Annotated in this window: 19 protein-coding genes; 7 read left to right on the forward strand and 12 right to left on the reverse strand. The window is 71.9% G+C overall.

Annotated features, from left to right (window positions below; all coding sequences use genetic code 11):
- Positions 1-53 precede the first annotated feature (53 nt).
- From OG488_RS17585 to OG488_RS17605, 5 genes are all read right to left on the reverse strand, one after another.
- Positions 54-1,118, reverse strand: a complete 1,065-nt coding sequence (locus OG488_RS17585; RefSeq protein ID WP_329230356.1) for an aspartate-semialdehyde dehydrogenase — start codon at positions 1,116-1,118, stop codon at positions 54-56.
- The gene (locus OG488_RS17590) at positions 1,115-2,386 is read right to left on the reverse strand and encodes an aspartate kinase (protein ID WP_329230358.1); all 1,272 of its coding nucleotides are present in this window, start codon (positions 2,384-2,386) and stop codon (positions 1,115-1,117) included. The genes OG488_RS17585 and OG488_RS17590 overlap by 4 nt, the downstream gene beginning before the upstream one ends.
- Before the next feature lie 334 nt (positions 2,387-2,720).
- Positions 2,721-3,380 (reverse strand): DUF5063 domain-containing protein, encoded by a 660-nt coding sequence (locus OG488_RS17595; protein ID WP_073750343.1) that lies wholly within the window; start codon positions 3,378-3,380, stop codon positions 2,721-2,723.
- An 83-nt stretch (positions 3,381-3,463) separates the two neighbouring features.
- Positions 3,464-4,063, reverse strand: coding sequence for a recombination mediator RecR (recR, locus tag OG488_RS17600; RefSeq protein WP_031090791.1), 600 nt, complete (start codon positions 4,061-4,063; stop codon positions 3,464-3,466).
- Positions 4,064-4,124: 61 nt separating this feature from the next.
- Positions 4,125-4,460, reverse strand: coding sequence for a YbaB/EbfC family nucleoid-associated protein (locus tag OG488_RS17605; protein WP_329238763.1), 336 nt, complete (start codon positions 4,458-4,460; stop codon positions 4,125-4,127).
- 359 nt (positions 4,461-4,819) lie between these two features.
- Between OG488_RS17605 and OG488_RS17610 the strand changes: the two genes are divergently transcribed.
- Positions 4,820-5,608, forward strand: coding sequence for an SLATT domain-containing protein (locus OG488_RS17610; RefSeq protein ID WP_329230361.1), 789 nt, complete (start codon positions 4,820-4,822; stop codon positions 5,606-5,608).
- 95 nt (positions 5,609-5,703) lie between these two features.
- On the opposite strand, the gene OG488_RS17615 is transcribed toward OG488_RS17610, so the two are convergent.
- The 3 genes from OG488_RS17615 to OG488_RS17625 form a co-directional block, all read right to left on the reverse strand.
- Positions 5,704-6,354 carry a hypothetical protein gene (locus tag OG488_RS17615; RefSeq protein ID WP_329230363.1) on the reverse strand — a complete coding sequence of 217 codons (651 nt, stop codon included), beginning with the start codon at positions 6,352-6,354 and terminating at the stop codon, positions 5,704-5,706.
- An 89-nt stretch (positions 6,355-6,443) separates the two neighbouring features.
- A complete protein-coding gene (locus tag OG488_RS17620) occupies positions 6,444-7,160 on the reverse strand; it encodes a GntR family transcriptional regulator (protein WP_329230367.1) in 717 nt (238 codons plus the stop codon).
- Between the two features lie 90 nt (positions 7,161-7,250).
- A complete protein-coding gene (locus tag OG488_RS17625) occupies positions 7,251-8,624 on the reverse strand; it encodes an aspartate aminotransferase family protein (protein ID WP_329230368.1) in 1,374 nt (457 codons plus the stop codon).
- A gap of 175 nt (positions 8,625-8,799) precedes the next feature.
- Here OG488_RS17625 and OG488_RS17630 point away from each other — a divergent pair, with 175 nt between their 5' ends.
- The 3 genes from OG488_RS17630 (at position 8,800) to OG488_RS17640 (ending at position 11,856) form a co-directional block, all read left to right on the forward strand.
- Complete coding sequence (locus tag OG488_RS17630; RefSeq protein ID WP_329230369.1) at positions 8,800-9,411, forward strand: DJ-1/PfpI family protein; 612 nt, start codon at positions 8,800-8,802, stop codon at positions 9,409-9,411.
- On the forward strand, positions 9,408-10,013 hold the full coding sequence (locus OG488_RS17635) for a MarR family winged helix-turn-helix transcriptional regulator (protein ID WP_329230371.1): 606 nt from the start codon (positions 9,408-9,410) through the stop codon (positions 10,011-10,013). Before OG488_RS17630 ends, OG488_RS17635 begins: the two co-directional genes overlap by 4 nt.
- A 73-nt stretch (positions 10,014-10,086) precedes the next feature.
- Complete coding sequence (locus OG488_RS17640; protein ID WP_329230373.1) at positions 10,087-11,856, forward strand: serine/threonine-protein kinase; 1,770 nt, start codon at positions 10,087-10,089, stop codon at positions 11,854-11,856.
- A 5-nt stretch (positions 11,857-11,861) separates the two neighbouring features.
- Here the strand turns inward: OG488_RS17640 and OG488_RS17645 are convergent, their stop codons facing one another.
- Positions 11,862-13,424, reverse strand: coding sequence for a helix-turn-helix domain-containing protein (locus tag OG488_RS17645; protein WP_329238766.1), 1,563 nt, complete (start codon positions 13,422-13,424; stop codon positions 11,862-11,864).
- Positions 13,425-13,798: 374 nt separating this feature from the next.
- Here OG488_RS17645 and dnaN point away from each other — a divergent pair, with 374 nt between their 5' ends.
- Entirely contained in the window at positions 13,799-14,917 is a 1,119-nt protein-coding gene (gene dnaN, locus OG488_RS17650; protein ID WP_329230375.1) for a DNA polymerase III subunit beta, read from the forward strand.
- A gap of 24 nt (positions 14,918-14,941) precedes the next feature.
- Here the strand turns inward: dnaN and OG488_RS17655 are convergent, their stop codons facing one another.
- Together OG488_RS17655 and OG488_RS17660 are read right to left on the reverse strand one after the other, a co-directional pair.
- Positions 14,942-15,427, reverse strand: a complete 486-nt coding sequence (locus tag OG488_RS17655; RefSeq protein WP_329230377.1) for a hypothetical protein — start codon at positions 15,425-15,427, stop codon at positions 14,942-14,944.
- 98 nt (positions 15,428-15,525) lie between these two features.
- Positions 15,526-16,410, reverse strand: coding sequence for a glycoside hydrolase family 19 protein (locus OG488_RS17660; RefSeq protein WP_329230379.1), 885 nt, complete (start codon positions 16,408-16,410; stop codon positions 15,526-15,528).
- 265 nt (positions 16,411-16,675) lie between these two features.
- Between OG488_RS17660 and OG488_RS17665 the strand changes: the two genes are divergently transcribed.
- Positions 16,676-18,229 carry a PstS family phosphate ABC transporter substrate-binding protein gene (locus OG488_RS17665; protein WP_329230381.1) on the forward strand — a complete coding sequence of 518 codons (1,554 nt, stop codon included), beginning with the start codon at positions 16,676-16,678 and terminating at the stop codon, positions 18,227-18,229.
- A 63-nt stretch (positions 18,230-18,292) separates the two neighbouring features.
- Positions 18,293-18,856: an NUDIX hydrolase gene (locus OG488_RS17670; protein ID WP_329230383.1), complete on the forward strand. Its 564-nt coding sequence runs from the start codon at positions 18,293-18,295 to the stop codon at positions 18,854-18,856.
- A gap of 134 nt (positions 18,857-18,990) precedes the next feature.
- On the opposite strand, the gene OG488_RS17675 is transcribed toward OG488_RS17670, so the two are convergent.
- Positions 18,991-20,274, reverse strand: a complete 1,284-nt coding sequence (locus tag OG488_RS17675; protein ID WP_329230385.1) for an adenylosuccinate synthase — start codon at positions 20,272-20,274, stop codon at positions 18,991-18,993.
- Between the last annotated feature and the right edge of the window lie 162 nt (positions 20,275-20,436).

Consider the following 20,436-nt stretch of genomic DNA (forward strand, 5'->3'; position numbering starts at 1 on the left):
CAGACCAGCGAGTTACCCACAGGGCGCACACAGATCCTACAAAACAGATTCGATCAGGTGCGAAGAAATTCTCCGGCCACCGACTCCGCGATCTGCGCCACGTTGAGGGCCGCACCTTTTCGCAGATTATCGCCGCAGATGAACATGTCGACGGCGTGGGGATCGTCCATCGACTGCCGCACCCTGCCCACCCAGGTCGGGTCGGTTCCCACGACATCGGACGGGGTGGGGAAGTCACCGTTCGCCGGGCTGTCGAAGAGCACCACTCCGGGAGCGGTCGCCAGGACCTCGTGCGCCCGGTCCACGGGCACCTCGTTCTCGAAGCGCGCGTGCACGGACATGGAGTGCGTCGCCACGACGGGGACGTACACGCAGGTCGCCGTCACCTTCAGGGCCGGCAGGCCCAGGACCTTCCGGCACTCCGCGCGGATCGCCAGTTCCTCGGACGACCAGCCGTCCCCGGCATCGGTACCGGCCCATGGCACGACGTTCAGCGCCACCGGGGCGGCGAAGGGGCTCCTGTCACCGTCGCCCAGCGCCCTCCGCACGTCCCCGGGGCGTGTGCCCAGTTCCGTGCCCGCGACCAGGGCGAGCTGCTCCCGGAGCGCGACGACCCCGTCCCGGCCCGCACCGGACACCGCCTGGTAGGACGAGACGATCAGCTCCCGCAGCCCGAATTCGGCGTGCAGCGCACCGACCGCGACGATCAGCGAGAGCGTCGTACAGGCCGGGGACGCGACGATGCCGCGAGGCCTGAGCCGCGCGGCATGGGGATTGATCTCCGGGACGACCAGGGGCACGTCGTCGTCCGTCCGGAAGGCGCCCGAGTCGTCCACGACCACGGCACCCCGGGCGACGGCCACCGGCGCCCACTGCGCGGACACCTCGTCCGGCACCAGGAACAGGGCGACGTCCACCCCGTCGAACACGTCCTCGGTGAGCGCGAGGACCTCGGTCTCCTCACCGCGCACGACCAGCTTGGTGCCGGCCGCGCGCGGCGAGGCGACGAGCCTGACCTCGCCCCAGACGTCCTCGTGCTGCGAGAGGATCTGGAGCATGACGCCGCCGATCACCCCGGTCGCGCCGACGACCGCGAGCGAAGGGCGGCGTCCGGTCATCGGCCGGTGCCTCCGTAGACGACGGCCTCGTCGGAGTCGCTGTCGAGACCGAAGGCGGTGTGCACGGCGCGCACGGCCTCGTTGACGTCGTCGGCACGGGTGACCACCGAGATACGGATCTCCGACGTCGAGATCAGCTCGATGTTCACGCCGACGTTGGACAGGGCCTCGAAGAAGCCCGCGGTGACGCCGGGGTTGGTCTTCATGCCCGCGCCGACGAGCGAGATCTTGGCGATCTGGTCGTCGTAGCGCAGCGAGTCGAACCCTATGCCGGCACGTGCGCGCTCCAGGGCGTCGATGGCCTTGCGGCCCTCCGCCTTGGGCAGGGTGAACGTGATGTCCGTCAGCCCGGTCGACGCGGCGGAGACGTTCTGCACCACCATGTCCATGTTGATCTCGGCGTCCGCGATGGCGCGGAAGATCGCGGCGGCCTCGCCCGGCTTGTCGGGGACACCGACGACCGTGACCTTGGCCTCGGAGACGTCGTGGGCGACTCCGGAGATGATGGCGTGCTCCACCTGCTGGTCCCCTTGCGGCTCGTTGCTGACCCAGGTGCCGCGCAGTCCGGAGAAGGACGAGCGGACGTGGATCGGGATGTTGTAACGGCGTGCGTACTCGACGCAGCGGTGCAGCAGCACCTTGGAGCCGGAGGCCGCCAGCTCCAGCATGTCCTCGAAGGAGATCCAGTCGATCTTCCGGGCCTTCTTCACGACCCGGGGGTCGGCGGTGAAGACACCGTCCACATCGGTGTAGATCTCACAGACCTCCGCGTCCAGCGCGGCGGCCAGCGCGACAGCGGTCGTGTCCGACCCGCCGCGGCCGAGGGTCGTGATGTTCTTGCCCTCCTGGCTCACGCCCTGGAACCCGGCGACGATGGCGATGTTGCCCTCGTCGATCGAGGTCCGGATGCGGCCGGGCGTGACGTCGATGATGCGCGCTTTGTTGTGGACCGAGTCGGTGATGACACCGGCCTGGCTGCCCGTGAACGACTGGGCCTCGTGGCCCAGGTTTTTGATCGCCATCGCCAGGAGGGCCATGGAGATCCGCTCTCCGGCGGTCAGCAGCATGTCGAACTCCCGACCGGCAGGCATCGGGGACACCTGCTCTGCGAGATCGATCAACTCGTCCGTCGTGTCGCCCATCGCGGACACCACGACAACCACCTGGTTGCCGTTCTTCTTGGCGTCCACGACTCGCTTGGCGACACGCTTGATGCCTTCGGCATCGGCTACGGAGGAGCCTCCGTACTTCTGCACGACAAGGCCCACGTGCGCTCCTCGCTCAATAATGGTGCGGTCGGCTCAGTTTAACGAGCAGTCCGGAATCGACCCGTCGGTACCGGATGGTGAGATGTCCCGCCCACCACCTGGTACGGCGCGCCGCTCCGAACTGCTCGTACCGGGCTGCTGCCCGGTTCCTCGCCGCCCCACGCCTCTTTGTGTCCCAGGCCACAGCAGACGCAGCAGGTCACAGGCGGTGCGGAGGCCCCAGAGGGCACGGGAACCCAGTGGGCGGCCTCAGGCCGCCGCCTGCGCGGGCGGCCCTGACAGGACCGCCCCGGCAGGACGGGCACCGGCAGGAGGGGCACCGGGAGGACGGGCCCTACAGGACGGGACGGAGGCCCAGCGGGCCGGCGATCTCCTCGGCCATCACGCGCCCCGCCTCCTCCGCCAGGTCCCCGTCACCCGGGTCCTGGTCCGTGTCCAGGCCGTCGAGCTCCTGGAGCGGCTGGTTCAGCCGGATGTGGGCGATCAGGGACTGGAGGGCGCGCAGGGCGGCCGACGCGGTGGAGCCCCAGTTGGAGAAGTACGAGAACTGCCACCACCACATGGCCTCCGCCGTGCGGTCCGCCTCGTAGTGCGCCAGGCCGTGTCCGAGGTCCGTGACCAGGTCGGCCAGGTCGTCGGAGATGCGGTGCGGCACGGGGGGCTTGCGGGGCTCGTACGGGTCGAAGACCTCGGAGTAGACGTCGATGGGCTCCAGGAGCTCCGCGAAGCGCTCGCGCAGGCCGTCGGCGTCCGGCTCGGGACCCAGGTCCGGCTCGTAGCGCTCGTCCGGGAGGATGTCCTCGTACGCCCCCAGCCGGCCGCCGGCCAGGAGGAGCTGGGAGACCTGGAGGAGCAGGACCGGAACGGCCTCCTCGGGCTCCTCGGCCTTGGACACCTCGCCGACCGCGACGATGAACGTCTTGATCTGGTCCGCGATCTGGACGGCGAAGTCGTCCGGGTCCTGCGTGACGGAGTTCAGCGTGGCGTCAGACATCGAGGAGACCTCCCGTGGGCACGGTCGCGAACGGTGGGTAGAACATAGCGCCGCCGAACGTAAAGCCGCCGTCAGACGCCGGATCACACATCGAGCAGCCGCCTCCCCTCGAAGGCGCGGCCGAGGGTGACCTCGTCCGCGTACTCCAGGTCGCCGCCCACCGGAAGCCCGCTGGCCAGCCGGGTGACGCGCAGGCCCATCGGCTTGACCATCCGGGCGAGGTACGTCGCGGTGGCCTCGCCCTCCAGGTTGGGGTCCGTCGCGAGGATCAGCTCCGTGATGGAGCCGTCCGCGAGCCGGGCCAGCAGCTCCCTGATGCGCAGATCGTCGGGCCCGACGCCCTCGATCGGGCTGATCGCGCCGCCGAGCACGTGGTAGCGGCCCCGGAACTCACGGGTCCGCTCGATCGCGACGACGTCCTTGGGCTCCTCGACCACACAGATGACCGTGCGGTCGCGGCGGGCGTCCCGGCAGATGCCGCACTGCTCCTGCTGGGCGACGTTGCCGCAGATCTCGCAGAAGCGGACCTTGTCCTTGACCTCGAGGAGGGCATGGGCCAGACGGCGTACGTCGGTGGGCTCGGCCTGCAGGATGTGGAAGGCGATCCGCTGCGCGCTCTTGGGACCGACGCCGGGCAGCCTGCCCAGCTCGTCGATCAGTTCCTGGACCACGCCTTCGTACAACGGAACGCCTCTCTTGTTTCCTGCTCGTACCGTAGCCGGTACGCCCGGGTGGGCACAGGGGTCAGAACGGGAGACCCGGCATGCCGCCCAGGCCCTGCGCCAGCGGGCCGAGCTTCTGCTGCTGGAGCTGCTGGGCGTTCTCGTTCGCCGCCTGGACGGCCGCGACCACGAGGTCGGCCAGCGTCTCCGTGTCCTCCGGGTCCACGGCGCCCGGGTCGATGACCAGACCGCGGAGCTCGCCGGACCCGGTCACGGTGGCCTTCACGAGACCGCCGCCCGCCTGCCCCTCGACCTCGGTCCTGGCCAGCTCCTCCTGGGCCGCGGCAAGATCCTGCTGCATCTTCTGGGCCTGCTGGAGCAGCTGCTGCATGTTGGGCTGGCCACCACCGGGAATCACGGTCACTCCTGGCATCTCGACGACGGATTGTTTCGGTATGCCGAGCCTACGTGTTCACCGGACGCCGCGCCCCACCCACTGCGGACCAACTCTTTCGAGTGAGTTCTGAAAACCGTCTGCCGTGCTCCTATACCTGACCAGAGCCCGTGCCCACCCGGGAATCCCGCGATTTCGACCCCGCGGCCCACCATTCGGCGGTAGGAAGAGCATGCGTATCCGTACCCATACGCACAATGAAGGTAACGCAGAGTTACACGGATGAAGGCCCCGGTCATATGCCGGTCCAGCCCTCCCGTGACCGAGAGCCGTGCCGATCCGCGTCGATACGCGCCGAACGCAGAGTGCAGAGGAGTGCCCCGGTGAGTCAGCCGGAGATGCAGCCCGAAGGGCCGCCCCGCAAGGAGCCCGGCGCGGGATCCGGTGCGGGCACCGGAACTGATCGGTCCGGTCCGCGCTACGGTTCGAGCCCCCGGGACCTGACCGGCCGCGCCTTCCCCCTCGGCGACTGGGGCGAACCCGCCGAGCGGCTCGACGAGCTCTACCGCTGGGTCGAGGCCGGCGCCCTGGAGACCGCCGAGTGGTATCTGCGCGACCGGGTCCGCAAGCGGCGCACGGCCAGGATGCTCCGCCTCGGCACGGCGGCGGGGGTGGTCTCCGGCGCCGCGCTCCCCCTGCTGGACCTCACCGGTGAGCTGCACGGCTCGGCGGGCTGGGGCTACCTCGCGCTCCTGCTGGGCGCCGCCTGCATGGCGTGCGACCGGTACTTCGGACTGACCTCGGGCTGGATAAGGAACCTCGCGACGGCACAGGCCGTGCAGAGGCGTCTGCAGGTGCTGCAGTTCGACTGGTCGTCCGAGTCCGTCCGGGAGGTGCTGGGGCCGACCGAGGGCACCGCCAGCGAGGCCGCGGAGCGCTGCCTCGGGGTGCTGCGCCGCTTCTCGGAGGACATCACCGAGCTGGTCCGCATGGAGACGGCCGACTGGATGGTGGAGTTCCGGGCCGGGCCCGCGCCCATGGGCATGCAGTCGCTGGTCTCGGGCGGGCCCGGCGGGCGTCCCGAGCCGGGCGCCCTGCCCGGCCGGCTCACCATGCCCTCGGTGGCCCGGCCGAACATGCCTCGCCAGCGGCCGCCGGAGCCGCCCCGGTGAGACCGGGGCGGGGCCGGGCACGGAGGCCGTGACGGACACCCGGGCCGTGGCGGGCGCGGGGCCCGTGGCGGCCGCGCCGGCCGTGGCGCGCGTCGTCAGCTGAAGATGATCATCGAGCCCTGCGCGAGGCTGCGGGTCGCCGCCGCGTGGAGGCCGAGCCAGACGTGCCTCTCCCGGGCGAAGGGGTTCTCGTCGTACGGGACAGGCGCGGCCGGCTCCTCCAGCGAGGTCGGACCGGCGGGGGGAAGCGGGGCGGCCGGCGGGTTGGCCGGGTCGATGCCGATGGACGGGGCGACGAACTCCAGCTCCCGCAGCAGCCCGTGGGAGGAGCCCAGCGGGCCGCCGCCCTCCAGCAGCTGGTCGTCGGAGAGCGGATGAGGGAAGTCCAGGGGGACGTACGCCCCGGCGTGGTCGTAGTGCCACACGAGGTGCGACGCCTGCGCGCTCTGCTCGAACATCTCCAGCAACTGCTCGTAATCCCCGCCCAGTTCGTCGACCGGGGTGACGGCGAGCCCGCTCAGCTGGAGCAGGTAGGCACGGCGCAGGAAGTGCAGGGCGTCGTAGTCGAAGCCGGCGACCGGGGCGACGTCCCCGGTGAGGCCGGGCATGTAGGCGTAGACGGGCACGGGCGGCAGCCCCGCCTCGGTCAGCGCCTTGTCGTAGACGGCGATCTCTTCGGCGAACGGGTTGTCGGGGCTGTGGCACAGCACATCGACGAGGGGGACCAGCCACAGGTCACAGGCCACGAAGTCTCGCTCTCCAACGGGTTCGTGCGATGGTCGGGACAGCGTAATGCGGGCAGCACCCCGCGCACAGGGTGCGGGCCGGTACGCGCTCAGCCGTGGTCCGGGCGCGGGGGATCTCCGGCCGCCAGCCGGTCCGCCCAGTTCAGCCCGTGCTCGAAGTAGGCGTCCAGCACCGCGCGCACGGCGGGCCCGTCGACGGCCGTGATCGCCTCCACCAGTTCCTGGTGGCCGTTCCAGAGCCAGTCACGCACGTCGTCGCCGTCACCGCGCAGGTAGGGGACGGCGAAGGCCCAGGCCTGCATCCGCAGCCGTTGCAGGAAGTCGTTGATGTAGGTGTTGCCGATGACGGCGCCGAGCTCCCGCCAGAACCTGAGGTCGTAGCCGATCAGGATGTCGAGGTCGCCGCCGCGCGCCGCCCGTGCCGCCTCCTCCGCCCGGCGGCGTACGGAGACGAGGGCGGTCCGGTGGGCGTCGATCACGGCGGACGCGGATCCGGTGCCGTCGAAGATGCCCCGGAACACCCCGTCTATGACCAGGGCGCGCGCCTCCACCATCGACCGGTAGTCGGCGACGCTGAACTCACGCACCCGGAAGCCGCGGTGCTGGTCCGATTCGAGCAGCCCCTGCGCGGAAAGATCGAAGAGCGCCTCGCGGACGGGTGTCGCGGACACGCCGTACTGCTCGGCGATCTGCTTGACGGTGAACTCCACCCGCGGCTGCAGACGCCCGGCGAGCACCTCGTCACGCAGTGCGTCGGCGATCTGCTGCCGCAGCGTACTGCGGGTCACACCTCCGCTCGCACCCATGACGCCCCCTCCCGTTCTCGGCTTGGGTCACCTTAAGCCAGGGGTGTGCCCGGTTCCGGGCACGGGGGAGGGCGTCATGTCCCGTGCCGTCTACACGGTGTGTTCGTCGGCGACGGAGAGAGCCGCGTCCAGGGCCGCGAGCCCCTCCTTCGCCTCCGCCTCGGTGATGTTGCAGGCGGGGACGACGTGGGTGCGGTTCATGTTGATGAAGGGCCAGAGGCCGTTCCGCTTGCAGGCCGCGCCGAAGGCCGCCATCGGCGCGTTGGCCTCCCCGGTCGCGTTGTACGGGACCAGGGGCTCACGGGTCTCCCTGTCACGGACCAGCTCCAGCGCCCAGAACGCGCCGAGCCCCCGCACCTCGCCGACGGAGGGGTGGCGCTCGGCGAGCTCGCGCAGTCCGGGGCCGAGCACGCGCTCCCCGAGGGTCGCGGCGCCTTCGACGATCCGCTCCTCCTCCATGACCTTGATCGTGGCGACGGCGGCGGCGCAGGCGAGCGGGTGACCGGAGTAGGTGAGTCCGCCCGGGTAGGGGCGGGTCTCGAAGGTGGCGGCGATCTCGGCGCTGATGGCGACGCCGCCGAGCGGCACGTAACCGGAGTTGACGCCCTTGGCGAAGGTCATCAGGTCCGGCACGACCTCGTCGTGGTCGGCGGCGAACCACTTCCCGGTGCGCCCGAAGCCGGCCATCACCTCGTCCAGCACGAAGACGATCCCGTACCTGTCGCAGAGCTCGCGGACACCGGCGAGATAGCCGGGCGGCGGCGTCATGATGCCCGCCGTCCCGGGAATCGTCTCCAGGACGACGGCGGCGACGGTCGACGGGCCCTCGAAGGCGAGCGTGTCCTCGAGGTGCTGGAGCGCGCGGGCGCACTCCTCGGCCTCGGTCCGCGCGTAGAACGGCGAGCGGTAGAGGAACGGCGCCCAGAAGCGGACGACGCCCGCCGAACCGTTGTCGGAGGCCCAGCGGCGCGGATCGCCGGTGAGGTTGATCGCGGTCGCGGTGGCACCGTGGTACGAGCGGTAGGCGGAGAGCACTTTGGCACGTCCGGTGTGCAGCCGGGCCATGCGCACGGCGTTCTCGACGGCCTCGGCACCGCCGTTGGTGAAGAAGATCTTGTCCAGGTCGCCGGGGGTGCGTTCGGCGATGAGGCGCGCCGCCTCCGAGCGCGCCTCGACGGCGAAGGCGGGGGCGAACGTCGTCAGCCTGCCCGCCTGCTCCTGGATCGCGGCGACGACGGCGGGGTGCTGGTAGCCGATGTTGGTGAAGACGAGGCCGCTGGTGAAGTCCAGGTAGCGGTTGCCGTCGTAGTCCCAGAAGTACGCCCCCTCGGCCCCCGCGACGGCGAGCGGGTCGATCAGGCCCTGGGCGGACCAGGAGTGGAACACGTGCGCGCGGTCGGCGGCCTTGACGGCCGCGCCCGCTGCGGAGTCGACGTACGGGGCACGAGGGGCATCGGAGTTCATGCGGCGAGCGTATGCGGCGCTGCCGCCGTCCTCCATGACCACTGTGTACGGCAGGGGCCGCCCGGCTCGGCAAGCTGTCGGGTTCACGGCCGGAAACCGGGGATCGATTGACAGAAAGCTGTCATCATGACAGCCTTCTGTCATAAGGTCCCGTGTTTCGCCACCGGAGGTCACCATGACCGGCACGACCGTTCACCTGGCCGTCTACGACACCTTCGCCGACTGGGAGCCGGGCTTCGCCACGGCCCAGCTCACCCAGCACGGGCACACCGTGCGCACCGTCGGCCTCACCACCGGGCCCGTCACCACGATGGGCGGGGTGAGCATCCGGCCCGATCTGGCGCTCGACGAGCTGGATCCCGGCGACAGCACGCTGCTCATCCTCACCGGCGCGTCCCTCTGGGACACCGGCGACGCCCTCGCCCCGTTCGCCCGTACGGCGCGGACCTTCCTGGAGGCGGGTGTGCCCGTGGCGGCCATCTGCGGGGCGACCGCGGGGCTGGCCCGCGAAGGCCTGCTCGACGACCGCGCCCACACGAGTGCGGTCTCCTTCTACCTCGCCGCCACGGGGTACGCGGGCGGCGCGCGTTACGTGGAGGCCGACGCGGTGACGGACCCGGGCGGGTCGCCGAAGGGCGCCCTCGTCACGGCGGGCCCGACCGAGCCGGTCGCCTTCGCCCGCGAGATCTTGCGTCTGCTCGGGGTCTTCGAGCCGAAGAAGCTGGACGCCTGGTACCGGCTCTTCCACGACTCGGACGCGAGCGCCTACGAGGTGCTCGAAGGATGAGCGAAACGAACGCCCGGCCCACCGGACCCGGCGGTCCCACCGGGTCCGACGGGTCCGTCCGGCCCACCGCGCCCGCCCGGCCCTCGGAGCCCACCGAAGCCACCGAAGCCACCGAAGCCACCGAGAACGGTGACCGGTTGAGCCGCACCGCGATCGGGGTGTTCCGGCTCAACGGCCGTTTCCTGTCCGTCGCCGAGGAGCTGGCAGGCCCCGCCGGGCTGACGGCCGCCCGCTGGCAGGTCCTCGGAGCGGTCCTGGGCGAGCCGCTCCCCGTGTCGGGGATCGCCCGCTCGATGGGCATCACCCGGCAGAGCGTGCAGCGGATCGCCGACCTGCTGGTGGAACAGGGCCTCGGCGAATACGTGGCGAACCCCGCCCACCGGCGGGCCAAACTCCTCCGGCCCACCGCGGACGGCCGGACGGCGGTGAACCGGATCACCCCCGCCCACGCGGAGTTCGCGGCGCGGCTGGCCGGGGAGCTGGGCGAGGAGCAGTTCGCACTGACCGTCCAGGTGCTGGAGCGGCTGTCGGCCGCCATGGACACCCTGACGTCCGCGGCCGGCCCGCCGCGCGCATCCTCCGGGGGATCAGGACGGGGATGAGGGCGGCCCCGGGGCGCCCGCCGCTATTCTCGATCCACGGTCCGCCATGGCCGTACGGGGGAGGAAGCGCACCATGGAGAAACTGGGCTCCGGCGATCCGCAACGCATCGGCAGCTACCGCCTGCTGGGACGCCTCGGCGCCGGCGGGATGGGGCAGGTGTTCCTGGCCCGCTCGGACCGGGGCCGCACCGTCGCCATCAAGCTGGTGCGCCCCGAGCTCGCCCAACAGCAGCATTTCCGCGACCGCTTCCGGGCGGAGGTCCAGGCCGCCCGGCGCGTGGGCGGCACCTGGACCGCGCCGGTGCTGGACGCCGGAGTGGACGCCGTGGTGCCGTGGGTGGCCACGGGCTACGTCGCCGGCCCCTCGCTCCACCGCATCGTCTCGGGGCGTCCCGGCGTTCCGGTGGCCGACTCCGGGGCGTACGGCCCCCTCCCCGAGCGCTCCGTCCGCATCCTGGGCGCCGGGCTCGCGGGGGCCCTCCAGGACATCCACCGCGCCGGTCTGATCCACCGCGACCTGAAGCCGTCCAACGTCCTGATGACGATCGACGGCCCCCGCGTCATCGACTTCGGTATCGCCCGAGCCCTGGACACCGTCGCGGACGGCGGCCTCACCCGCACCGGCGCGATGATCGGCTCTCCCGGGTTCATGGCGCCGGAGCAGGTACGGGGCGAGCGGGTGACGCCCGCGTGCGACGTGTTCTGCCTGGGCTCCGTGCTGGCCTACGCGGCGACCGGCCGGCTGCCGTTCGGTTCGGCGGACAGCGGGGTCCACGCGCAGATGTTCCGGGTCGCCCAGGAGGACCCGGACCTCACCGGCGTACCCGTCGACCTCGTCGAACTGATCCGGGACTGCCTGGCGAAGGACCCGGCCGCGCGGCCCTCCACGGACACCGTCCTGGAGCGGCTGGGCGACACGGACACGGCCGAGCCCTGGCTCCCGGGCGCGCTGATCGCGCAGCTGGGCCGGCACGCCGTGGAGCTCCTGGACTCCGAGGACCCGGAGCCCGGCCCCGCCGAGGTCACCCGGCGGGTGCGGCCCGTCCCCCCGCCGCCGGCGCCGGCACGACCGGTACCTCCCACACCGGGGCGTCCCTCCGCCGCGCACACGCTCCCCGCGCCGGCCCGCCCACCCGCTCCCGTGCCGCAGCCCCCGCGCGCGTACGGCTACCCCCGACAGGCTCCTCCCGCCTACGGGTACGGGACCGCTCCCCCGTACGGCCCGCCCCCGGGCCACTTCGTCGCGCCCCCTCCGCAGCGCCGCCGCGGGGCCGGCTCCACCCTGCTGCTGACCGCCGTCGCGCTGCTCGTCGCGGTGGGGGCGGCCTGGGGGGTGTACGCCTTCGTGCGGGGCGGGGACGGCGACCCCACGGCGTCCCCGACAGGAAGCGTGTCCCCCTCCCGCGGCGGCTCCTCCGGAGGAGGCACGAACTCCGACGGCACGAACTCCGACGACGCCGGCCCGGACGACAAGAGCTCCGACGGCACGGTCCCCACCCCCTTCCTGGGCACCTGGACCGGCGCCGTCGAAGGCGGCGCGGGCGCCTCCACCCGTCAACTCGTCGTCCAGCAGGGCGAGGTCGGCGACTCCGTGCTGTCCTTGACCGCCGAGGGCCCGCTCGCCGGTGGCGGCTCCTACCGCTGTGTGTTCCGGGCCGACCTGGAGAACGAACCGTCCTCGGGCGGGCCCGTGCGCATCGGTCCCTCCCGGGTCACGGAGGGCGAACCGATGTCGTCGTGCAGCCCTGGCGAGGCCACCGTCCTGACGCTGCTGCCCGACGGCACCCTGCGCCGCGAGATCCCCGCCACCGGGAAGAGCCTGACGTACACGAGAGCCGGCTGAGCGGCTCAGGCCGCGAGGTCCACCGCACGGAACGCGAGCCACAGGTCGTACCGCGCGCTAGGCGTCCGGAGCAGTGAGCGGCGGAGCACGGCCTCCAGCCGGGTGAGGCGCTTGCGCGCCCCCGGCACGGACACGCCCAGGGCGGCTGCCGTCGGGGCCAGTTGGGCCTCGCAGCTCAGCCACGTCCGCAGGGTCTCCTCGCCCATGGGGCCGGCCCCGGCGAGGAGCCGCAGCTGCTGGGCGGCCCAGTCCCGCACGCCGGGGGCGCGCAGGACCGTGTCCAGGTCCTCGCTCGCCGCGCCGCCCCCGGAGCGGGAGCGGGGCAGCGTCGGGGTGGCCCGGATCCTGAGGGCGAGGTCGACGGCCGCCTGGTCGGCGACCCGGTTCAGGTCCAGGCCGAGGAGTTCGCCGACCAGCCTCAGCCGGGCGGCCAGGGTGTTGCGGTGGATCTTCAGGTGCTGGGTGGCGTGCGAGGAGAACGCCAGCCACGACGCGACGGTCGCCGAGAGCTCCTGGCTGCCCGGGTCCTGCGAGCGGCGCGGCAGATGGGCGTGGAGGGGCGCGAGCAGGGCATCGGCCCACCGCGCCCCGGCGGCGCCGACGACCAGCGCGGGTTCCGGGGCGGCCCCGAACCGGGCGTGGCGCCCGGGGAGTCCGCGGGCGACGGCGAGGGCGTGGAAGGCCTGCCGGTAGGCCGTCGCGGTGTCGGGCAGCCGCACTTCCTCGCTGACTCCCACGACGCAGTCGTCCACGAGCCCGGCGACGGCCAGGCCGAGCGTGCGGCCGTCCCCCGCCTCCTGTTCCCGGGCCTCCTCGGCCGCCGGCACGATCAGGATCAGGTGGCGCGCGTAGACGGGGCAGCGCACGATCCACGTCCGGCCGCCGGAGGCGTCCGCGCAGATCCGGGCCACCTCGTCGCGCTGTCCGCCGGAGCATTCCACGACGCAGACGCGTACGGGGTCGGGGAGTCTCGGCCGCAGGGCGCCCGCCACCTGATGGGCGATGGAGAGCTGGCCCGTCATCAGGAGGTGCAGGACGGCCTCGCGTCCCCGGGACTCCGCGAGGTCCACCCGCCGCCGCTTGCGTTCGACGCTCTCCGACGCCCAGGACAGCGCCAGGGGCATCACCGCGTCGGCCATCAGTGTGGCGAGCCCGACGGGCAGCGGCTTGGGCGCGACGACGGCGAGGACGGGGCCACGGCTCCCGGACGTGCGGTCGAGGTGGGCCCGGTCGAGGGACGTGCCGTCGAGGGACGTGCGGTCGAGGTGGGACCGGTCGTGGGAGGCCGGATCGGGGAAGGCCCTGTCGGGGGAGGGTCGTTCGAGGGGAAGCAGCAGGGCGGCACGCTCGTCGGTGTCGAGGGAGTACGAGCCGGTCCCACGCGCCGCCAGTTCCCTTGCCGCCACCGAGGCGAGGTCCGCCGCCTCGTGGGCCGGCCACCGCACACCGCCGGCCACGGCCTGGAGAACCGTTCCGTCCCCGTCCACGATCCCGGCCCAGCCCTCGGCCCGCCGGGCCAGTCGGCGGAGCAGTTCGGGAGATCCTCCGGTCCGCGCCAGCCGGTACATCAGCAGCACGTCGTCGGCCCGTTCCCGAGCGCGCACGTGTCCTCCGATCTCCGCCGAACCGGAGTGCAGAGTACCGGTCCGGCTGTGCGGTTTGATACCCGTCGGGGGCCACACAGTGCGAATTGAATCTCCCCGTCACCGGCCCCGTGCCCCTAGAGTCCCCAGCGTGTTCCGGGACGTTCCGGGGGCGTCGGGGGACGCCGGGGACGTCAGGACATCCTGGGCCCGGGGGCTCGAAGACGTCGGGGGGCGTCCGACGGCACGGCGGCAGCGGCTCACGGGGGTGGTCGCTGTCGTCGCCCCGCGGCCGCTGTCAGTGGCGCCGCCTAGCGTGGTTCTCGACCGTGTCGTACGCCGGACGAGAGGCCCCCGCAGTGGAATTCCGCATGGAGCGTGGCGCACTGACCGATGCCGTGTCCCGGGCGGCCCGGGTGCTGCCCGCCCGTTCGCCCGTCCCCGTCCTCGGCGGTCTCCTCCTCGAGGCCGACGCCGGCCGGCTCCGTGTGTCCGGGCTGGACTTCGAGGCGTCCGCCCGTGTCGACGCGGAGGCGCACACCGTCCGGACCGGGAGGGCCCTGGTCATGGGGCGCCGGTTGCTCGACATCTGCAAGGTGCTGCCCGAGGGGCCCGTGGAGTGCGCGGTGGAGGGCTCCCGCCTCACGGTCACGGGAGACGGCTCGCGCTTCGGTCTCTCCCTCCTCCCCCTCGACGACTACCCCACGCCGCCGCCGCTGCCGGAGCTCCGCGGAGCGGTGGACGCCGGGGAGTTCGCTGCGGCGGTCGGTCAGGTGGCGGTGGCCGCGGGGCGGGACGACAGCCTGCCCGTGCTCACCGGCATCCGTCTGGGGCTCGACGGCTCCATGATGACGCTGGCGGCGACGGACCGGTACCGCTTCGCGGTGCGCACCCTGCCGTTCGAGGGAACCGCGTCCGACGTGGCGGCCGATGTCCTGGTGCCGGCCCGCAGGCTGGCGGAGATCGCCCGGTCGCTCGGCAGGGCGGGTCGGGTCGACGTCGCGGTGGACGGAGGGTCGGCGGGGTTCGAGCACGCCGGGACGCGTACGACGGTGCGCCTCCTGGACGGCCGGCTGCCCCGGCACGACAAGCTGTTCGCCCTGAAGGACCCCGCGGTCGTGGTGCTGGACCGGGCCCGGCTGGTGGAGGCCGTGAAGCGGGTCTCCGTCGTGGCGGACGGCGGCAGCCCGCTCCAGCTGGCCTTCGCCCCCGGGCCGGACGGCTCTGTGCTGCTGCAGGCGGGATTCGGGGACGACGTGGCCGCGCAGCGGCTTCCGGCGGCCTCGGAGGGCACCGAGGAGATGACGGTGGCGTTCAATCCCGCGTACCTGCTGGAGGCCCTGGCCTCCTTCGAGGACGCGACGGTCCGGATGGAGCTGATGGGCCCGGGTCAGCGCGCCATGATCACCGGCGGGGAGGGTGCCGGGACACCCTCCCACCAGCACCTGCTGATGTCCGTGAAGCCGGCGCTGCTCTGACCGTTCCGGGCCCGGCGCCCGCGCTCAGCCGGGCAGCGTCGCCGTCTCCCCGACGGCGCCGAGCAGCCAGATGGGGAATTCCGGGTCGGCCTGCCCGACGGCCAGGCCGAGCCACCGCGTGCTTCCGGGCACGCGCCAGACCTGCATGCTGCCCGCCAGGTTGCTGAGCTGGCCCATCGGCTCGGGAGCCGTGTCCGTGTCCTCCCGCTCCAGGTACGGCCAGAGCTCCACGGTCTCCGGCTCGCCCCACCGCTCGCTCAGTGCGGTCGCCAGGACGCTGAATTCGGCCTCGATCTCCTGCTCGGCGGGTTCGACGAGCTCGGGGGACCGGTCGTCCCAGAAGTCCTGGCTCGCCCGCAGGATCAACAGGTGGTGGCCGGGTCCGCTGCTCCGCCCGCCGCTGTCCTCGCTCTCCTCACCCGCGGGGAAGGGCAGGGCGAGGACGTCGTCGATCAGGGCGAGGCGGTCCTCGGTGGTCGCGGGCGGTGTGCTGTCGCTGTCCGTGCTCATGGTGCGTGATCCTGCCAACCGGCCGCCCCGGAACACGAATCGGGGGCGCATCCGGCTCACGGCCGGATGCGCCCCCGTTCCCCGGGGTGGGGCCGGGCTCAGCAGCTCAGGTTCGAGCCGGGGGTGGTGCCGAGGATCTGGACGAACGCCTTGTACTTGTCGACGCGGCTCTGCACCTGGGCGGGGTTGCCGCCGTTGCACTCGATGCTGCCGTTGATCGAGCGGATGGTCTCACCGAAGCCGGCGCCGTTGACGATGGCGTTGTGCGGCGTCATGGTGCCGGGGCCGGACTGCGTGTTCCAGTACCAGAGACCGGTCTTCCAGGCCACGGCCGCGTTCTGCTCCACCTGCCAGGGGTTGCCGAGCAGGTCGATGCCGAGCGCGTCACCGGCGGCCTTGTAGTTGAAGTTCCAGCTGAGCTGGATCGGGCCGCGGCCGTAGTAGGCGGCCTGGCCGGCCGGGCAGCCGTACGACTGGCTGGTGTCGCAGTAGTGCGGGTAGTTCGCGGTGTTCTGCTCGACGATGTGCACCAGACCGCCGGTCTCGTGGCTCACGTTGGCGAGGAACGCCGCCGCTTCCTGCTTCTTCACCGTGTCGCTGCCGGTCTTGGCGAAGCCGGGGTAGGCGCTCAGGGCAGCGGTGAGGCCGCTGTAGGTGTAGAAGGAGTTCCGGCTCGGGAACATCTGGTTGAACTGCGACTCGCTGACGACGAATCCGGAGGGGTCCGGCTCCTCCGTGCCGCCGGACCCGCAGGTGCCCTGGTCGGCCCAGACGTCGGCCGTGCCGGGGCGCTCGTTCTGCGTCCACCACTTCGCGGACCAGTTGTGCCCGTTGTACGAGGCGGAGCCGCCGCCCCAGTAGACGGCGGAGGCGCTCCAGGCCGGGGCGCAGGCGGCGGCCGCCGCCGTGGTGGCGGGAAGAATGACGAGCGTCGCGACGACCGCGCCCAGCGCGGCGATCAGGCTCATGACACGTTTGAACACGCGATCACTCCTTCGGCGCGGCGCTCGCGATGAGCGTGCGCCGCCATGGGGGGTACGGCCACTCAAGCCTCGATGGTCTGGACCTGTCAAGGTCTAGACCAGAACTCGCCCCCTCCGCATCCATGCCCAACCCCGCCTTCCCATAGGCCCGTTGAACGCGAGACGAACTTCCCCGGAAGGAAACCGGAGCCTCCCCCACCGCACGGTGCGCGGTCGTACGGTGACGCCATCCGGCACACCGCACCCACGAGGGGCCGCGACCACCATGGACGGGCTGTTCACCCCCGAGAACGTCATCGCCACGCTCACCGCCCTCCTGGGCGTCGCGACCTCGGCCGGTGTGCTCTGGTACGAGCGCCGCGTCCCGCGCCGCAAGCGCATCGGCTACCGCGTGCAGATGGACACCCCCATAGGCAGCGAAGTCAGCCAGGGCCGGGCGAACGTACGGCTCGGGCTCTTCAGCGAGACCCCGGACATGGCTGACGCCACGCTCGTCCTGCTGCGCATCGAGAACGACGGCTCGCAGTCGATCGGCGACGAGGACTACACCGGGCGGGGTGAACTCAACGGCCTCACGGCTGAGTTCACCGGGCGGACGGTGCGCGGGATCGCCGTGACCCATTCACCGGACGCCGACCACCTGATGGATCACTTCACCCCGGCCGCAGGCCTGCGGCACGACGGCTCGGTCATCCGGCTGCCGCGCGTCCCGCTCAACCGCAACGAGCACTTCAAGCTCCTGGTCCTGCTCACCGGTTCGCACGTGGGCGGCCCGATCAAGGTCACCGGGGGCATCCGGGACGGTGTCGTGGCGCGGAACACGGCGGCCCGCCCCGACGAGAAGCCCCCGCTGTTCGGCCGGGCGTCCAGGATCATCACCGTCGCCCTCACCGCCTGCGTCGTCACGCTCGCCGCCATCATCGTCGTACGGGACGATTCCCCGCCCCCGATGGACTGTGCCCGAGGCGCCCTCACGGTCACCGGCTCCACCGCCTTCAGGCCGGTCATGGAGGAGCTGAAGCGGACGTACGAGGACGAGTGCGAGGGCGCCGTCATCACCCTGGACATCCACGGCAGCAACGCCGGCGTGCGGAAACTCGACGCCGCGGGCGGCAAGGCCGGATCAGCCGGTTCCCCGTCCATGATCGCCCTGTCCGACGGCCCCCGGCCGGCCGCCCTCACCGAATTGCACGGGAAACGTGTCGCGATCTCGCTGTTCTCCCTGGTCGTCAACGACACGGTGCCGGTGGAGAACCTCTCCACCGACCAGATCCGGCGGATCTACCGCGGCGAGATCCGCAACTGGAACGAGATCACGGGGAACGGCCCCGACCTGGAGATCAGGCTCGTCAGCCGGGACGCCAACTCCGGTACGCGCGAGGTGTTCCAGCGACGGGTCCTGGACGCCAACGAGCTCGCCACGTCCTCACGTGACTGCACCACCAAGGACTACGACGAGGCCCCCGTCCTGCGGTGCGAGCTCGACGGCACGGACCAGGTCCTCACCGAGGTGGCCGAACTCGACGGAGCGATCGGCTACTCCGAGCTGCGCGGGGGTGCCGTGCCCGACGGGGCGCACCGGACCACCATCGACGGCGTCGCCCCGTCCGTCGACACCATCGGCACCAGCGGCTACCCGTACCGCGAGATCGAGTACGCGTACACCTACGGGTCGCCGCCCGCGAACTCGCTGGTGGCCGGCTTCCTGAACTACCTGGACAACTACGGCGAGGAGATCATGCGCACCAACGGCCACCTGCCCTGCGCGACGCCGAACGGGATGCGGCTCTGCGGAGAGGAACAGGCCCTACCGGAGTAGGGGGTGGGAACAGCACCCTGGCGTCTCGTCCGTGGCCCGCACCTGCTCCTAGCCTCCGCACCCATGGACACCCCACGGACGCTCCCCTCCCGCCCCCGGTCCGCCGCCCCGCGCACCCACGCCGCACTCCGCTGCGTGCGGCGCGTGCGGGACGCGGTCACCCTGCTGCCCCGCGGCGTCGCCGCCCTCGCCCTGGCGGTCGCGGGCCGTGGTGGTCCCGCGCGCGTTCTCCTGGGGGCGGGCCCGCCGGCCCCGCGTCCCGGAGCGGTGCGGGTGGCCGCCCACGCCGCGGCGACCGTGCTGCTGGGCGCGCTCTCCCTGGTCCTCGCCGGCCTGCTGCTGATGGCGGTGGCCCGGGGGCCGTTCTACGGATTCGTGGACCAGGGCCCCTACGACCACTCCTGGGGCGGCCCGGGCAAGGCGGGCGCGTGGCTCGCCCACTTCGCGGTCTCCGTCCCCAGCTCCCTCGCCGCGATCGCCGCGCTGTGGGGCGTCGCCGGGCTCCAGCACCGGCTGACGGCGCCCCTGCGCGGAGAGCGCAGGGCCCGCTGGGTGCCGCCGGCGGTGCTGGTGTGCTGCGCCGCCGGGTCCCTGTTCGTGTTCGCGTTCCTCCGACAGCTCCCCTGACGGGGGCGCCCCTGAAGCAGCTCCCCTGACGCGACGCTCTGGCGGCTGCTCCTCCCGCGCCCGGCCCCTGACCGGGATGAACGACGGCGGCCGGACCCTCCCCGTGGAAGGTCCGGCCGCCGTCGCGCGGTCTCCTAGAGGAAGGAGTTGATCTCGATCGTCTCGGTCCGGCCGGGGCCGACACCGATCGCGGAGATCGGGGCGCCGGACATCTCCTCCAGCGCCTTCACGTACGCCTGCGCGTTCTTCGGCAGATCATCGAAGGTCTTGGCCTTGGTGATGTCCTCGGACCAGCCCGGCAGGTTCTCGTAGATCGGCTTCGCGTGGTGGAAGTCGGTCTGGTTGTACGGGAGCTCCTCGACACGCTTGCCGTCGATCTCGTACGCCACGCACACCGGGATCTGCTCCCAGCCGGTCAGCACGTCCAGCTTGGTGAGGAAGAAGTCGGTGAGGCCGTTGACCCGGGTCGCGTACCGCGCGATCGGGGCGTCGAACCAGCCGCAGCGCCGGTCACGGCCGGTGGTGACACCGCGCTCGCCGCCGATCCTGCGCAGCGCCTCGCCGTCCTCGTCGAGAAGTTCCGTCGGGAAGGGGCCGGCACCGACACGGGTGGTGTAGGCCTTGAGGATGCCGATGACCCGGCTGATCTTCGTCGGGCCCACGCCGGCTCCGGTGCAGGCGCCGCCCGCGGTCGGGTTCGACGAGGTGACGAAGGGGTACGTGCCGTGGTCGACGTCCAGCAGAGTGCCCTGGCCGCCCTCGAAGAGGACGACCTTGCCCTCGTCGATGGCGTTGTTCAGGATCAGCGTCGTGTCGGCGACGTACGGCTTGATCTGCTCCGCGTACTGGAGCATCTCCTCGACGATCTTCTCCGACTCGATCGCGCGCCGGTTGAAGACCTTGGCCAGGAGCTGGTTCTTCTGCTCCAGCGCCGCTTCGACCTTCTGCTCCAGGATCGACTCGTCGTAGAGGTCCTGGACGCGGATGCCCACGCGGTTGATCTTGTCCGCGTAGGTCGGGCCGATGCCGCGCCCGGTCGTGCCGATCTTGCGCTTACCGAGGAAGCGTTCCGTCACCTTGTCGACGGTGACGTTGTACGGAGTGATCAAATGAGCGTTGCCGCTGATCAGGAGCTTGGACGTGTCGACGCCTCGCTCGTTCAGACCGCTCAGCTCGGAGAGCAGGACCGCCGGGTCGACGACGACACCGTTCCCGATGACCGGGGTACACCCCGGCGACAGGATTCCGGAGGGGAGGAGATGCAGTGCGTACTTCTGGTCGCCTACGACGACCGTGTGGCCGGCATTGTTGCCGCCCTGGTAACGCACCACATAGTCAACGGATCCACCGAGGAGGTCGGTGGCCTTCCCCTTGCCCTCGTCACCCCACTGAGCACCGAGCAGCACAAGTGCGGGCACAGGCGTACACCCCTTCCGGGCGGGGCATGTCCAAGGTCAGGGGGCGTACGTAAAGGTCGTACCTGCCGCACGACGATGTACGGCAAAGCCTGAGCCGTCGAACCGGGTGCCCCGGAATAGACGAAGCCCCTGGCGCAATAGCGCAAGGGGCTCTTGCACCAA

This window comes from Streptomyces sp. NBC_01460 (genome assembly GCF_036227405.1).
Classification (GTDB): Bacteria; Actinomycetota; Actinomycetes; order Streptomycetales; family Streptomycetaceae; genus Streptomyces.

Coding starts and splice junctions, on each gene's coding strand:
- OG488_RS17585 (WP_329230356.1), bottom strand. CDS start 1,118: ATGACCGGACGCCGCCCTTCGCTCGCGGTCGTCGGCGCGACCGGGGTG.
- OG488_RS17630 (WP_329230369.1), top strand. CDS start 8,800: ATGACCGGCACGACCGTTCACCTGGCCGTCTACGACACCTTCGCCGAC.
- OG488_RS17625 (WP_329230368.1), bottom strand. CDS start 8,624: ATGAACTCCGATGCCCCTCGTGCCCCGTACGTCGACTCCGCAGCGGGC.
- OG488_RS17635 (WP_329230371.1), top strand. CDS start 9,408: ATGAGCGAAACGAACGCCCGGCCCACCGGACCCGGCGGTCCCACCGGG.
- OG488_RS17640 (WP_329230373.1), top strand. CDS start 10,087: ATGGAGAAACTGGGCTCCGGCGATCCGCAACGCATCGGCAGCTACCGC.
- OG488_RS17645 (WP_329238766.1), bottom strand. CDS start 13,424: ATGTACCGGCTGGCGCGGACCGGAGGATCTCCCGAACTGCTCCGCCGA.
- OG488_RS17665 (WP_329230381.1), top strand. CDS start 16,676: ATGGACGGGCTGTTCACCCCCGAGAACGTCATCGCCACGCTCACCGCC.
- OG488_RS17620 (WP_329230367.1), bottom strand. CDS start 7,160: ATGGGTGCGAGCGGAGGTGTGACCCGCAGTACGCTGCGGCAGCAGATC.
- OG488_RS17670 (WP_329230383.1), top strand. CDS start 18,293: ATGGACACCCCACGGACGCTCCCCTCCCGCCCCCGGTCCGCCGCCCCG.
- OG488_RS17595 (WP_073750343.1), bottom strand. CDS start 3,380: ATGTCTGACGCCACGCTGAACTCCGTCACGCAGGACCCGGACGACTTC.
- OG488_RS17655 (WP_329230377.1), bottom strand. CDS start 15,427: ATGAGCACGGACAGCGACAGCACACCGCCCGCGACCACCGAGGACCGC.